General features: G+C 59.6%; 11 protein-coding genes and 2 pseudogenes. 6 read left to right on the top strand and 7 right to left on the bottom strand.

What is annotated here, in order from left to right; translation table 11 throughout:
• Nucleotides 1–4: 4 nt before the first annotated feature.
• The 6 genes from LB543_RS23600 to LB543_RS23575 form a co-directional block, all read right to left on the bottom strand.
• On the bottom strand, nt 5–793 hold the full coding sequence (locus LB543_RS23600; protein ID WP_224615738.1) for a crotonase/enoyl-CoA hydratase family protein: 789 nt from the start codon (nt 791–793) through the stop codon (nt 5–7).
• A complete protein-coding gene (locus LB543_RS23595) occupies nt 790–2406 on the bottom strand; it encodes an AMP-binding protein (protein ID WP_224615713.1) in 1617 nt (538 codons plus the stop codon). The genes LB543_RS23600 and LB543_RS23595 overlap by 4 nt, the downstream gene beginning before the upstream one ends.
• A complete protein-coding gene (locus tag LB543_RS23590) occupies nt 2403–3437 on the bottom strand; it encodes a glycine cleavage T C-terminal barrel domain-containing protein (RefSeq protein ID WP_224615712.1) in 1035 nt (344 codons plus the stop codon). The genes LB543_RS23595 and LB543_RS23590 overlap by 4 nt, the downstream gene beginning before the upstream one ends.
• A 179-nt stretch (nt 3438–3616) precedes the next feature.
• A complete protein-coding gene (locus tag LB543_RS23585; RefSeq protein WP_224615711.1) occupies nt 3617–4663 on the bottom strand; it encodes a glycine betaine/L-proline ABC transporter ATP-binding protein in 1047 nt (348 codons plus the stop codon).
• On the bottom strand, nt 4656–5543 hold the full coding sequence (locus LB543_RS23580; RefSeq protein ID WP_140756804.1) for an ABC transporter permease: 888 nt from the start codon (nt 5541–5543) through the stop codon (nt 4656–4658). The genes LB543_RS23585 and LB543_RS23580 overlap by 8 nt, the downstream gene beginning before the upstream one ends.
• Nucleotides 5544–5616: 73 nt before the next feature.
• Nucleotides 5617–6570, bottom strand: a complete 954-nt coding sequence (locus LB543_RS23575) for an ABC transporter substrate-binding protein (protein ID WP_140757055.1) — start codon at nt 6568–6570, stop codon at nt 5617–5619.
• 341 nt (nt 6571–6911) lie between these two features.
• Between LB543_RS23575 and LB543_RS23570 the strand changes: the two genes are divergently transcribed.
• Complete coding sequence (locus LB543_RS23570; RefSeq protein WP_140756802.1) at nt 6912–7823, top strand: LysR substrate-binding domain-containing protein; 912 nt, start codon at nt 6912–6914, stop codon at nt 7821–7823.
• A gap of 406 nt (nt 7824–8229) precedes the next feature.
• A pseudogene (locus LB543_RS23565) lies at nt 8230–8540 on the top strand (proline racemase family protein); the annotation flags it as partial.
• Between the two features lie 304 nt (nt 8541–8844).
• On the opposite strand, the gene LB543_RS23560 reads toward LB543_RS23565, so the two are convergent.
• On the bottom strand, nt 8845–9099 hold the full coding sequence (locus tag LB543_RS23560) for a hypothetical protein (protein ID WP_140756800.1): 255 nt from the start codon (nt 9097–9099) through the stop codon (nt 8845–8847).
• Between the two features lie 698 nt (nt 9100–9797).
• Here LB543_RS23560 and LB543_RS34215 point away from each other — a divergent pair.
• The 4 genes and pseudogenes from LB543_RS34215 to LB543_RS23540 form a co-directional block, all read left to right on the top strand.
• Nucleotides 9798–9906 (top strand): annotated as a pseudogene (locus LB543_RS34215) (sugar ABC transporter substrate-binding protein); the annotation flags it as partial.
• A 644-nt stretch (nt 9907–10550) separates the two neighbouring features.
• On the top strand, nt 10551–11765 hold the full coding sequence (locus LB543_RS23550) for a glycosyltransferase family protein (protein WP_140808302.1): 1215 nt from the start codon (nt 10551–10553) through the stop codon (nt 11763–11765).
• A 1-nt stretch (nt 11766) separates the two neighbouring features.
• Nucleotides 11767–13011: a glycosyltransferase gene (locus LB543_RS23545; protein ID WP_224589971.1), complete on the top strand. Its 1245-nt coding sequence runs from the start codon at nt 11767–11769 to the stop codon at nt 13009–13011.
• Entirely contained in the window at nt 13008–14204 is a 1197-nt protein-coding gene (locus tag LB543_RS23540; protein ID WP_224615709.1) for a glycosyltransferase family protein, read from the top strand. The genes LB543_RS23545 and LB543_RS23540 overlap by 4 nt, the downstream gene beginning before the upstream one ends.
• Nucleotides 14205–14301 lie beyond the last annotated feature (97 nt).

Below are 14301 nucleotides of genomic sequence, written 5' to 3'. Positions count from 1 at the left end.
AACGTCAACTCGTGCCGGGTTCGAGGCGCTTGGTCTTTTTGGAAAAGAACGCCTCCAGCCGATCCCTGATCTCCGGATTGGTCTGAACCGCCATTGCGAGCAGGCCCTCCGCAAACAGGCCGTCCGTGGTGGACATGTCGTTGATGCGGGATATGCCGGTGACGATGGCGAAATTGGTGGTCGGCGGATTACGTGCGACCTGTGCGGCCAATTCTCTGGCGCGTGACAATGCTTGCCCTGCCTCCACCACTTCATGGCACAGGCCAAGGTCCAGGCCACGCCGCGCATCGTAGGTGCGGGCCGACAGCATCATATCGACCATGCGCGCCGGGGTAACGATCCGGGCAACGCGCACGGTCGCCCCGCCGCCCGTGAAAATGCCGCGCTGGCCTTCCGGGAGGGCAAAGAAGGTTCCTTCTTCGGCGATGCGTACATGGGCCGCCGCTGCCAGTTCAAGCCCTCCGCCGACGACCGCTCCCTTCAGGGCGGCAATCACCGGGATTCCGCTGAACTGAATGACATCGAAAGCACGGTGCCACTTCTGGCACATTGTCATGAACTCGATCGGAGACCGGTCCTTGTCATAATGTTCGCGAAGATCCAGCCCAGCGCAGAAGTGGTCGCCCTTGGCCGCAAGCACGAAGGATCGGGTGCCCTGCGGCGGCGCGCGAAACACGTTTTCGATTTCCAGCAGCATATCTTCGCTGATTGCGTTGCGCCGATCCTCGCGCACCAGCGTTACGATCGTTACCGGACCGTCCGTCTCGATGGTGATAAAGTTCGGTTTCGTCATGGTGTTGTCTTCACTTTCTCGCGCAGTTTGTATTTTTCGATCTTTCCCGTTGAGGTCTTGGGCAAGTTCTCGAAGACGTAGCTCTTGGGAACCTTGAAGCCGGAAAGATGCTGGCGGCAAAATTGGTTCAACTCGTCAGCAGTGACGCTAGCCCCCGGCTTCAATTCCACGAAGGCACAGGGCGTTTCGCCCCACTTGGCATCCGGCTTGGCCACGACAGCGGCGGCACTGACGGCGGGGTGGCGATACAAGGCGGATTCCACTTCGATCGAGGAAATGTTCTCCCCGCCGGAGATAATGATGTCCTTGTAGCGATCGCGTATTTCGAGGAAGCCGTCGGGATGTTGCACGGCGACGTCGCCGCTATGAAACGCGTCGCCGGCAAAGGCGGCTTCCGTAGCGGCTTCATCCTTGTGATAGCCTTTCATGATCGTGTTGCCGCGCAACACGATCTCACCCATCGCGGTCCCGTCCTTCGGCAGGCGTTTTCCCGATGCGACATCCCGGATCTCGGCAGTCTCCATCATCGGGAAACGCACGCCCTGGCGTGCCTTGATCGTCGCGCGCTGCGCGACGTCCATTTCGTTCCACTCTTCCTCCCAAATGGACTGAACGACGTGGCCGTAGGTTTCCGTGAGGCCGTAAACCTGCATGACGTCGAAGCCCAATGCCTCGACTTTCTCGAGGATCGCCGCTGGCGGAGGCGCCCCCGCCGTCATCACGCGCACCTTGTGAGGAAGCACCGGCCGTTCTGCTTCCGCGGCCTCGACCAGCATGCCCAGCACGATCGGCGCACCGCCGAAATACGTGACGCCGAAGGAGCCGATGGCATCGTAAACGGCCTTGGCCGATATCTGCCGGCAGCACACGATTGTCGCAGCGAGCGCGGTCATGGTCCACGCATGGCCCCAGCCATTGCAGTGGAACATGGGCACTGTGTAGAGATAGGTCGGATGGCCCGACAGACCCCAGCCGGCGATGGTACCGAGCGCCATCAGGTAGGCGCCACGGTGATGGTAGAGCACCCCCTTCGGCCTGCCACTGGTACCGGACGTATAGTTGAGGCACAGGGTCTGCCACTCGTCGGTCGGGAACACCGGGCGGAAGTCGCCGGGCGCGGATCGAACCAGATCCGAATGGCGCTGGCTGCCTGGCAGGGCATCCCCTGGCCCGCCGAGATCGATGATGACGGGTCGGCCGCCCCTGGTGCGCTGCAACGCCTCCTCGGCCATCGATGCGAACTGCCTGTCCAGCATCAGGACCCGGGTTTCCGCATGGTCCAGGATATAGGCCACCGTCTCGGCATCAAGGCGGATGTTGATGGTGTTAAGAACGGCGCCGGCCATTGCGACAGCAAACTGCGCCTCGAACATCTCCGCCGTATTCGGAGCAAGCACGGAAACCACGTCACCCGGCTTGACACCGATATCCATGAGGGCGGCGGCCAGAGCTTCGCAGCGTTGGCGCACCTCCTGCCAGGTGAAGCGTCGATCCTCATCGATAAGCGCCAATCGGTCTGGATAGAGTTCGGCCGTTCGCCCCAGAAATGAAAGGGGCGTCAGCGGGACATAATTGGCGGGCCTTGGTCGGAGATAGGGTGCTTCGGCGCTCATAGGAATGGGAGCTCCACAAGCCGCGCAGCGGTCGGACCGCCGGGGCGGTGAACGATGACAGTCTCGCCTGCCTTCATGTCCGCGGAGATAAGGGCGTATCCGATGTTCGCCTTCATGCGAGGCGACCATGTGCAATTGGTCATCACACCGACCATGGAGCCGTCGCGCGTGATGTCCTCGCGTTTCGTGCCGAGCGGTGCCGCCGTTGCACCGTCGAGCACGAGACCCAGTTGGTGCCGCTTCGGCCCCTCGGCCTTGATCCTGCGTAGCGCCTCAATGCCGACGACATCGTCCGGAACATCGAGGTCCACATATTTGCCCAGCCGCACTTCGAAGGGATTGGTGTCCTCGTCGGTGTCACCGCCGACGGAAACCAGCCCGCTCTCCGTGCGCTCGGCCGTCGCGGGCGCTCCCGGTCCGATCCCCCAGGGTTTGCCTGCCTCCTTGAAGATGTTCCAGAGCTTCGTGCCCTTCGTGCCATCCTTCAGGTAGATCTCAAACCCGCCCTGCTTGGACCACCCCGACCGCTGCACTGCGACGGGAATGCCTTCGATCTCGGTTTCCTTGAACCAGAAGTACTTGAGCGTGCGTACCCAATCGCCGACGACGTGGGCCACCACGTCTTCGGCCTTGGGTCCCTGAAGAGCCATCGGAGAAACGTCGGGTTCGCTGATGTCGACCTTTAGACCACGCTCCGCCGCGACGGCGCTCGCCCACAGCCACATGTCGCAGTCCGCGATTGAAAACCAGAAGAGATCGTCGGCGTGCTTTAACAGGATAGGGTCATTGATGATCGTGCCGCGATGATTACACAGCGGCACATATTTGCCCTGGCCGACCTTGCAGGTGGAGAGATCGCGCGGCGACAGGATCTGCGCAAGCCGGCCGGCGTCCTGTCCCTTGAGCTGCACTTGGCGTTCCACGCCCACATCCCATTGTGAAACCCCGTTGATGAGCCGCCAGTATTCGCCCTCGGGATCGCCGTAGGACGTCGGCATGATCATGCGGTTGTAGACGTTCGCGGCCACCATGCCCTCCGCCACCGCGGCCTCGAAAAAGGGGGACGGTCGAACACGTGCCGTCGGTGAAAATGAAAACATCGAGGTCTCCTGTTGGCACGGGAATTCCGATTGCCGGTTCTTGCGGTTACGCTGCCCTCGCGGCCGCGATATCTTGACAGAAATGTGCCGCCCAGAGAACGGCCGTCAGTTCAACCGATGTCATCAGCCGGAGTCACGATCGCGCGCAAAAGCTGTCGCAGGCTGATCTGGCCGACCGGCGTTCCGGCTTCGTCCATCACGGTGAGATGCTCACAGCAATGCTGCATTAGCACATTCGCGGCGGCATCAAGCGTCGTTTGCCTTGGCACGGTAGCCAATGACCGATCCTCCGGATTGAACGGCGCCATGACTGCCTCGACATAGACGACGCGGCCCCGGCTGACCTCCTTGACGAACGCCTTGACGTAGTCGTCTGCGGGTCGCAGGACGATGTCTTGGCTGGTGCCCTGTTGCACCACTTCCCCGTCGCGCAGAATGGCGATTCGGTCGCCTAGCCGAAGGGCCTCGTCGAGATCGTGGGTGATGAAGACGATGGTTTTCCTGATTTCCTTCTGGATATCGAGCAGCACCGTCTGCATGTCCGTGCGAATGAGAGGATCGAGCGCCGAAAACGCCTCGTCCATCAGCAGGATCGGAGCATCATTTGCGAGCGCCCGAGCAAGCCCAACACGCTGCTGCATGCCCCCGGACAATTGGTTGGGATAGTGCTTTTCGAAACCGGCAAGACCCACACGGTCGACCCAGCGGGTGGCCGCCTCGACTTGCCGGCGTCGCGGCACACCTTGTATCTCCAGGCCGTAGACAACGTTTTCCAGCACGTTGCGGTGCGGTAGCAGCGCAAACTTCTGAAACACCATCGCCGTCTTATGCCGCCTGAACTCGCGCAGTTCATGAGCCCCCATTTTCACGACGTCTTCGTCGCCAACCAGGATCTCGCCCGCGGTCGGGTCGACCAGTCTGTTGATGTGGCGGATCAACGTCGATTTGCCGGAGCCGGAAAGGCCCATGATGACCTGTATCGCTCCGGCCGGCATGGTGATGTTGACGTTCCTGAGACCGAGGACGTGGCCGTGGCGCCCGTTCAGTTCGGCTTTGGAAGTCCCCTGCTCCAGCAAGGGAACCATGGCTTTGGCATTCGGTCCGAAAACCTTCCAGAGGTTCCTGATGTCGATCCCGGGCTGGTTCGCTTCAGCCATGGACGATCTCTCGGTGTTTTTGCAGGCGGCTGCCGTATGCCTGGCTGATGCGGTCGAAGATGATGGCGATACCGACAATGGCGAGGCCGTTGAAGACGCCCAGAGTGAAGTATTGGTTGGCGATTGCCTTGAGCACCGGTTGGCCGAGCCCCTGCACGCCGATCATCGAAGCGATCACCACCATGGAAAGCGCCATCATGATCGTTTGGTTGACGCCTGCCATGATCGTGGGCAGCGCAAGCGGGAGCTGGACATTGCGCAGCTTCTGCCAGCTCGATGAGCCGAAGGCATCCGCCGCCTCCAGCACATCCTTGTCGACCATACGGATTCCGAGATTGGTAAGACGTATCATCGGCGGAACAGCGTAGATAACGACCGCAATGACGCCGGGCACGCGGCCGATCCCCAGCAACATGACGACGGGGATCAGATAAACGAAGCTGGGCATTGTCTGCATGACGTCGAGTACCGGATTGACGATGCGCTGCAACCGGTTCGAACGGGCCATTCCGATCCCGATCGGTATTCCGATCACGATTGCAAGCACGGTGCAGACGAAGATCATCGACACCGTCTTCATCGTGTCGTCCCACATATCGAACCAGCCGATGACCAGAAGCGTCACGACACAGCCTGCGACAATCTTCATGCTGCGACTTGCGATCCAGGCAATGACCGCGACCGCCGCAATCACGACCGGCCATGGGGTTGCGAGGAGCAGGCGTTCAGCCCAGATGAGGAAGCTCTGAAGCGGGTTGAAAAGGCTCTCTATGCTGTCGCCGTAGGCGCGTGTGAATGCACGGAAGCCTTCATCGATATTCTTCTTCAAGAGACGCAGCGTATCTGCGTCCATCGTCGGAAATTTCCAGAACGAATCCATTCCCAGTTTCCCCGTGGAAAAGGCGGGGCGGCGCCAGCTCAGCGATGCCGCCCTCGACCGCTTGCGCGGGCAGTTAGAGGGAGGCCTTGATCTTTTCGGCCACCTCGGGAGAAACCCAGGCTTTCCAGATGTCCTCATCGTTTTTGAGGAAATGCTTGGCGCCGTCCTCGCCAGTCGCCTGATTGTCCGTCATCCAGGCGATCAGCTTGTTGACGGTATCGTTCGACCATGCGCGCTTGTTCAAATAGTCCATGATTGCCGGACCGGCGCGATCGGCGAAAGTCTTGCTGACAAGCGTCTGCACGTCGTCTGCGGGCCATGCATTCGGCTTTGGGTCGGGGCAGTCGCCGATCGATGTGCAGCGCTTCCATTCAGCTGCATCATAGTCAACTCCATACCCGAGCTTGACCATCGGGTACTTGCCGAGGAGCGAGGTCGGAGCCCAATAGTAGCCGACCCAGGGCTGCTTGGCCTCGTAGGCTTTCGCGATCGAGCCATCGAGCCCGGCCGCGGATCCGGTGTCGATCAGCGTGAAACCGGCTTTCTCTCCACCGAACGCCTTGAAGAGCTGCGTGGTTACGACCGTACCGCCCCAGCCTTGCGGACCATTGTAGACGGCACCCTTGCTCTTGTCCTCCGGAGCGGGAAAGAGTTCGGGATGCTTGAAAAGGTCGGGGATCGTCTTGATGTCAGGATGTGCCTCGGCGACGTATTGCGGAATCCACCAACCTTGGATCGCCCCGTCGGAAAGGATTTTCGATGCGGCTATCGCCTTGCCTCCGTCCAGAGCGCTTTTGACCAGTTCCGGCTGCAGGCTGACCCAGGCCTCGGGAACGATATCCGGTTGCCCCTTGCCGGCGAGCGAGGTCAGGGTTGGCACGGTGTCGCCGGAAACGATTTCAGCGGAACAGCCGTAGCCCTTCTCCAAGATGAATTTGTCGAGACTGGCCGCCACGTCAGCGGATTGCCAGTTCATCGTGGCGATTGTCACTTCGCCGCATCCGGCCGCAAGCGATGCCGACGCCATCGACAGAAGGCCGAGGGTTGTTCCGGCGAGGCATGCAACAATGTGTCTGTATTTCATTTCTTCCTCCCAAGCGGTTGATGCAGACTTCGCTATTTGACGACCACCGCCTCCTCAAACAGCTATCGAGAACAGCGCCAGCTTTCGTCTATGAAAGCCTTCCTCCAAGCCGGCGATGGCCGAGGCCGGGCCAACTCCCATTCCCGTTCTCCCAGACTGTTTTTCTCACCCGGCTTGAGGCATGGACAGGCAGATAAGATTCATCGGTGCATTACTTTTTTTGATGATGGCTGCTAATCTTCACATTGCCGTTCGGCATCGACAGGCAAAATGGCTGCTCCAGAATGCATGATTTACCTCCTTTGAAATCGTTGCGTGTTTTCGAGGCCTGTATCCGGCTCGGGAACTTTACCCGGGCGGCAAGAGAACTGAATGTCGGCCAACCCGCCATCAGTCACCAGATTCATGCTCTGGAAAGAGACCTCAACGTCCAGCTGTTCGAAAGGAAGGGCTCGCTCACGGTGCCAACTGCCGAGGCGCTGTCATACTACCAGACGATAGCGAACGGCCTCTCGGATATGGCCAGGGCGAGCGCCAAGCTCCGAAGAAATAATCGACAGGATGCCCTGACGCTCGCGACCTATCCGGGCATTGCCATGTTCTGGCTTATGGCGCGTCTGGAGAGAGTCAGGCGCCTCTATCCCGATCTGGCTGTCAGGGTAACGACGGCGGAACGCGATCAAGACATTCCGTTGGAGGAGGTGGACTGCGCTATTCTTTTTGGCAGCGGCGATTGGTCAGGGTACGAAAGCCGCTTGCTGATGCAGGAAATTGTGGTTCCGGTGGCAGCGCCCGCTCTCGCTTCGCGCCTTGCCGGCGTTTCTCGCGCCGAAATGCTCGCTCAGGGGCCTTTGATCCACCTTGAGGATCGAGAACAGCGCTGGTTCACTTGGTCGGACTGGCGGGACCTAAGGTCGCCGGACAGTCAGAGTATCAATGCTGGCATCACAGTGACCAACCATGGCATTGCCATTCATCAGACTTTGATGGGGTACGGAATTGGGCTGGGCTGGAGCGGCGTGATCGACGAGATGATCGCGAATGGGCTTCTGATTGCAATGGATCCAGAACCGATCTCATCCGAACGAGGGTATTTCTTGGTCGCACGGCAGGATTTTCTGGATAGCAAGATCGGAAGGCTTGTGATCCAGTCCTTGGTCGATAAGAAGACGACATCCCAGGGCAACTCATTGTGAAGTTCGTGTCTGTTTGTAAGCTGCCATATCGCCGCTTTTCACTTGGCGTAATGGTATCGAGCCGCCTGTTCGATGACCTTCGCCGATCAAACCATCCGAGGGCGGCGTTCATTCACGGGCATATCCAAGCCATCCAATCGGTTGCGCAGTAGCGATCCGCAATATTGAGCTATTGGAAGGCGGATTGCTTGAGCGCGCGCGAGATCGCGCCCTATTTTCAGATTGCGAACCCTTGAAGATATCCCGTCAGTCGGAGAGTTCCGCGGCGCCTACAGCATGTCGCGGCGAATAGGATTCGCCCGACCTGCTGTAAGCTTCTGATTTTATGCATGTCGTTATCCAAGAACCGAGGACACTTCCGGGCGACATGCATTAACAAGCGTAGGGAGCAGGGCCCCGTTAGCGGGGTGATTACTACGCTGTAATCGAGCCGCAGGCCTCGTGGCAGGGCTTGGATGGGATGTCGGCCAGTGACATCGTGGAGTTCAGTCGCAGTCTCTTCGACGCGCTCGAACCGTCTGCAATCCAGTTCATCCTGAAGACGAGAGGATACGCGGCGTGCACCACGTCATCTGGTGCGACAGGCCCTCGAGTAGCAACGCCGACGGCCGCGGCGCGGCATCTTACGGCGACAAGGCGATCGACCGTTCGTCAGGCGGCACCGGCACTTCGGCTCGCATGGCGCAACTTCATGGGAAAGGCCGACTGAAGGTCGGCCTTCCGCCAGGAAAAACGTCCCGAAACTTCTGCATTCCCCGGCCCTGTAGCCATGCTGTCGGTCTCATCCCCAGCCTCCTTTGGCTGGCGATAAAACCGGACAACTCATGTGCTACCTAATCCGGACAACTCATGTGCTTACGACATGTGGCCACGGGACGACTTGACGGACTCACCGGTAGGTTTAATTTGGTGATCGTTCTCATGTGCCTAGCCGTCCTTCCCTGTGGCTTGGTTGCATCAACGGCGGTGATTCGGGAAAATCACCGCCGTTTGCATTCAGATAGAAACCCAGCTAGCAACCCTAAATTTCCTTTGGTGCGCGGTTCCGTTCCACTACCGCCAGCAGATTGTACAGATGGTTTTCAATGAGCAGCAGGGTTGCGGGCTTCCCGCATACCACAGCAGCCATAGCGAAGCCGCCCATCAGTCCCAAGACGGTTCCAAAAATAGTTCCTGGTGCCGCAATGTGACAAGCTGGCGTGCCGCTTTGAATGGCACCTGGGCCATGACCATGCTGGAAGACAAACCGATCCGCCAGAGATAGTCTCAACTCCATACTGCGACACTCGCGCCCGCGATTGCTACCAACCACGATTTAATCAGCTTGCGCTAAAGTGGCTCCGAGGCATGGCTGTTTTCGCTCCCGTTTGGATCAAACCGTACGTTGAATACCGTTGAGGCCCTCGCTCGGAAGGAGCTGTTTAGTCCCGGCATCGGCAAGCGCTCCACGCCATCCTTTCTACTTTGGAGCAAATGGCAGACCAACTATTTCGTTGATGCGCTTTTGCATCGGAGTGGACGACGGGTCGATGCCTTTGCCGAGCCTGTCGAACTGCTTCTTCTAGGTGCCTGAAGTGGTCTGGCCTAAGTCGCCCATCGGCTGCTTAAGATTGCGCTTTATGGTGGAGAGGTCGGTGCTTATCGAGATTGAGAGGTTGTCTGTCTTATCCCCCATCACCTCAACGGCCATCCTGCTCGAGCAGGCCGGTCCATGCCGCTTTGTTCGACATGGCGCGGATAGGCCTTCGTGCGGCAAGCAGGCTGGCGCGACGTAAGGATCCGAGAAGCCGTAGCGCGCCGCGTACCGCGGCCCCGCAATCCTGCTAGCGAAACATCGCATTTCCGGACACTTCAAATAGTCAGCGATACGCCGCCGCCCAGCCGCGGGCACGGCACGGGCGAGAGCTTAGGCCATGATGCGCGCGCTGATCGTTGTGACCGCGTTGATAGCAGCTGCTGGTTGATTGCCACGGCGCTCCCATCTCGACACTGCCGGCAGGCGCTCGGCGCCCAGTGGTGCAAGGATATCCACATCCGCTTCTTCGTCGGCGGCGCCCAGGGCGATGCCTTCGGCACCATGGTCGAACTGCCGCCCCAAGAGATAACTAGAGGCCATCGCGATCGACAAGCAACTGGTCTTGCACACGCCCATCTGCGGGCGGTGCGTTGTCAGCGCTGGCATCCACTCGATTCTTGCTGAAATTCCGGCTAGCTTGGGCGACAGATGGCTCAGTTCTGGTCGGTGAATCACAATCAGACCGCCCGTCAAGACATTGATGGGCAGCACCTTTGGTCCCCCAAGACCGAGAGCAATGGCGCGCGAAATGAGTTCCACAACAATATGGGCCGTGCGCCGCCGGGCGACCGATCAATTGGCTATATGGGCAGGATAGCGGATTTCGCCTTCACCGCTCCGAACCAATGGAGTTCGGAGACACCGGAACTTTTTGGAATCAAGAGGGATGATTTCTGCCGATCTTTTGGATACCATATGCCCCTTCGATCCTTCCCAAAACGACAACAAGGTGTCTCGGCCCGCTCCCGCCGAGGCGATATTCGCCAATCCAACAAGTTTCGGACTAAGACAATCGGAAAGCCTGTCTGAAAGGCATTCCACAGAAGTAATACACATTAAAAATGGCGGCTCATTTTTCAAAACCACGATGGTTTCGAAGCCGGCGCGTCGCTCACGGTCCTCAAGGCGAGAATTCTAAGAGACGTTCAACAATGACCCAGCACGCAGAAAATGCTCGAATTCTCATGTACAGCCACGACACGTTCGGGCTCGGTCACTTGCAGCGCTGCCGGACGATCGCGCATTCGCTGGTCGAGGATTTTCGCGGACTTCAGGTGCTTATCATTTCGGGTGCGCCTATCGCTGGCGCCTTCGACTACCGCGCCCGTGTCGACTTCGTGAAGATCCCCAGCGTCATCAAGCTGCGCAACGGCGAATACACCTCGCTGGAAAAGGATATCGATCTGCATGAGACGCTAAGGATGCGCCAGTCAATCATCCGCCACACAGCCGAGACCTTCCGGCCGGATATCCTCATCGTCGACAAGGAACCGCTCGGCCTGCGTGGTGAGATTGAGGATACGCTGTCCTACCTCAAGACACGGGGCACCACGCTCGTGCTGGGCCTGCGCGAGGTGATGGACGCGCCGCATCTGCTCGAAGCAGAGTGGGCACGCAGGGATGTGATGCGCAAGATCGGCCTGTTCTACGACAAGGTCTGGGTCTACGGGCCGCCGGATTTCTATGATCCATTGACCGGCCTGGATGTGCCGCCGGCTGTCAGAGCAAAGATGAAGTTCGTGGGTTTCCTGCAACGGAGCCTGCAGAAGAACGAGTTGCCGGGCCACCGGCCCGAGGGCGACTATATCCTCGTTACGACCGGTGGCGGCGGTGACGGCGGTGAGTTGATTCACGACGTCATCGATGCCTATCAGCAGGATCCGCAATTGCAGCACAGGGCGCTGATCGTGCTTGGGCCTTACATGCCGGCCCGCAAGCGCAACAAGCTGCTCAAGAAGGGGTCCAAGATCCCGTATATCAAGATCATCGAGTTCGACAACCGCATGGAAGAGCTGATTGCCGGCGCCAAGGCGGTGGTGGCGATGGGCGGTTACAACACCTATTGCGAGATACTGTCTTTCGACAAGCCGGCGCTGATCGTGCCGCGCATTAAGCCCCGCGAGGAACAACTGATTCGTGCACGGCGCGCCGCCCAACTCGGCCTCATCGAGATGCTTTTGCCGGAAGAAGCAGAGGATTCTCGGCGGTTTGCCAATGCACTGGAAGTGCTGCCAAACCGGCCCCGCCCATCGCAGAGCAATCCGCATCTGACGCTGGAAGGGCTGCCTCATATTTCCGAAATCGTCGCGGAACTGCTCGACCGGCGGGCCGGCCATCACCTTTCGGTCATTGAAGGCATGAGCTGAGTTGCAACATCGCAAGATCGTCGTGGTTCTGAAGGGCTATCCGCGGCTGTCGGAAACCTTCATCGCGCAGGAACTGCTCGGTCTAGAGCGTTCGGGGTTCGACCTGATACTTGTCGCGCTCAGGCGGCCGACCGACGCAAGACGCCACCCCGTGCATGACGAGATCAAAGCGCCCGTCCATTATCTGCCGGAATATCTGCATCAAGAGCCGCTGCGCGTGGTCCGCTCGCTGTTTGCTTATCTGCCGCGGCCGGGCTTCTGGCGCGCGCTCGGATCGCTAGCTGCCGATATCCCCCGCGACTTTACGCGCAGTCGCGTCCGCCGCTTCGGGCAAGCGCTCGTGCTGGCGGCCGAATGGCCGGAAGACGCGGGGTGGTTGCATGCACATTTCGCGCACACGCCGGCATCGGTGACGCGCTATGCCAGCCAGCTTCGTGGCCTGCCCTGGAGCTGCTCGGCCCATGCCAAGGACATCTGGACTTCGGCAGACTGGGATCTGGCTGGCAAGCTTTCCTCGGCGCGCTGGACGGTCACTTGCACGAAAACCGGGTTCGATCGTCTGAAACAACTCGCCAACGGCAACGCGCGTGTGCATCTTAGTTATCATGGGCTCGACCTTGATCGCTTCGGCAGTTTCGGCGAGGTGCGAAAACAGCATGACGGCTCGGCGCCGGACAAACCAGTTATCGTTCTGAGTGTCGGGCGCGCCGTCGAAAAGAAAGGTTACGATACCTTGCTGGAGGCCCTTGCCCTCTTGCCTGGCGATTTGGCCTGGCGTTTCGAGCATATCGGCGACGGCGAGGAACTGGAACGGCTCAAGGCGCTGGCGCAAAAGCTCGGCCTCGATGATCGCGTCTCTTGGAAAGGCGCGCTTGCGCAGGAGCAGGTGCTTGAGCACTACCGCTGCGCCGACATCTTCGCCCTGGCCTGCAGGATCACGGCAAATGGCGACCGGGACGGTCTGCCAAATGTTCTTGTGGAGGCAGCTAGCCAGCGGCTTGCCTGCGTGTCCACCGATGTTTCTGGTGTGCCGGAGCTTATATCGCCGGATGAAACCGGGCTGCTGGTACCGACCGGTAGCCCAATTGCCCTGGCACAAGCGCTGGAGCGCCTGATCCGTGATCCCGTGCTGCGCGCCCGCCTCGGCGACGCCGCAGAGCGGCATGTGCGCGGCAATTTCGATCATATGGCGAGCATTGGACAGCTCAAGGAACTGTTCGAGCGCGAGTGGCGGGCCGCCGATTGAAGCAGCTGCGTGCCTTCCTCTATGTCCAGCACCTGCTCGGTATCGGCCATCTCGCACGCACCAGCCGCGTTGCGGCGGCTCTGGTCGATGACGGGTTTGACGTAACCGTCGTGACCGGCGGAGCTCCGGTCGCGGGGTTTCCGGGACTGGGAGTAAAATCTGTCACCCTGCCACCTGTTACCTCCGGCGATGAAGCATTTTCCGGACTTGTCGACCTGCAGGGCAAACCCATCGACGATGATTTCAAGAAACGGCGTTCGGAGATGCTGCTGCAGGCATTCCGGGATTGCGGGCCTGATATCGTCATTGTCGAGGCGTTTCCATTTGGACGTCGGCAGATGCGTTTCGAACTCTTGCCGCTGATCGAGGCCATAGACGCAATGTCGCCCAGACCGCTGCTGGCGACGTCCGTCCGTGATATCCTTCAGGAGCGCGTCAAGCCGGGCCGAAATGAGGAAACGGTTGATCTTGTCAATAGGCATTTCGATCTGGTTATGGTCCACGGCGACCCGGCTTTCGCAACCATCGACAAGACATTTCCCCTGGCCGGGGCGATCAAGGCCGAGGTCACCTACACGGGGCTCGTTGCCGCGCCGTCGTCGCCCGCGGCCTCCGAGCGCTTCGACGTTCTGGTGTCAGTTGGGGGCGGAGCTGCCGGAAAGAGCCTTGTCAGCTCCACCATCGCAGCGGCGCGGAGTGCCAACAACGGTTGGAAATGGTGTTTGATCACCGGCCCAAACCTGCCGAAAGACGAGTTTGACGCGATCGCACGCGATGTCACGCCGGGCCTGTCTATCTTCCGGTTCCGCGAAGATTTCGCCAGCCTGCTGACCGGCGCCCGCCTGTCAGTCTCGCAGGCTGGTTACAACACGGTCTGCGATGTCCTGCGCGCGGGTTGTCGCTCCCTGCTCGTCCCATTTGCAACCGGCGGGGAAACAGAACAAACGGTTCGCGCCCTGAGGCTAGAAGAACTCGGTCTTGCGACGGTTGTGATGGAAAGGGACCTTACGCCTGAAGGCTTGGCGCAAGCGATCAAAGAGGCGCTTGTGGCACCGAGACCATCCGCGCATCGTCTCGATCTGGAAGGCGCCCGCCACTCGGCGCAAATCCTGCGCGAGCGGTATCGAACATGGCCCGTAAAAAGGGGACCGGATTTCGGAAAAGTACATGATCAAACGGACGATGCATCCTAGAACGGTTCATCGTTTCACGGAAACGCAGAACCGCTCTATCTCGTGCGACGCGGTTCAAGCCGTTGTTTTTATGTATGTCGTAGTCCCAAAACCGCTA

The sequence above is a fragment of the Mesorhizobium sp. ESP7-2 genome (assembly GCF_020164715.1).
In the GTDB taxonomy this organism is placed as follows: domain Bacteria; phylum Pseudomonadota; class Alphaproteobacteria; order Rhizobiales; family Rhizobiaceae; genus Mesorhizobium.
This window is presented reverse-complemented; position numbering and strand designations above follow the sequence as displayed.

What these genes read in the sequence shown, in the direction of transcription:
- LB543_RS23560 (WP_140756800.1), bottom strand. Translation starts at nt 9,099, where the DNA reads ATGGAGTTGAGACTATCTCTGGCGGATCGGTTTGTCTTCCAGCATGGT.
- LB543_RS23585 (WP_224615711.1), bottom strand. Translation starts at nt 4,663, where the DNA reads ATGGCTGAAGCGAACCAGCCCGGGATCGACATCAGGAACCTCTGGAAG.
- LB543_RS23595 (WP_224615713.1), bottom strand. Translation starts at nt 2,406, where the DNA reads ATGAGCGCCGAAGCACCCTATCTCCGACCAAGGCCCGCCAATTATGTC.
- LB543_RS23550 (WP_140808302.1), top strand. Translation starts at nt 10,551, where the DNA reads ATGACCCAGCACGCAGAAAATGCTCGAATTCTCATGTACAGCCACGAC.
- LB543_RS23600 (WP_224615738.1), bottom strand. Translation starts at nt 793, where the DNA reads ATGACGAAACCGAACTTTATCACCATCGAGACGGACGGTCCGGTAACG.
- LB543_RS23570 (WP_140756802.1), top strand. Translation starts at nt 6,912, where the DNA reads ATGCATGATTTACCTCCTTTGAAATCGTTGCGTGTTTTCGAGGCCTGT.
- LB543_RS23575 (WP_140757055.1), bottom strand. Translation starts at nt 6,570, where the DNA reads ATGGCGTCGGCATCGCTTGCGGCCGGATGCGGCGAAGTGACAATCGCC.
- LB543_RS23590 (WP_224615712.1), bottom strand. Translation starts at nt 3,437, where the DNA reads ATGGTGGCCGCGAACGTCTACAACCGCATGATCATGCCGACGTCCTAC.
- LB543_RS23580 (WP_140756804.1), bottom strand. Translation starts at nt 5,543, where the DNA reads ATGGATTCGTTCTGGAAATTTCCGACGATGGACGCAGATACGCTGCGT.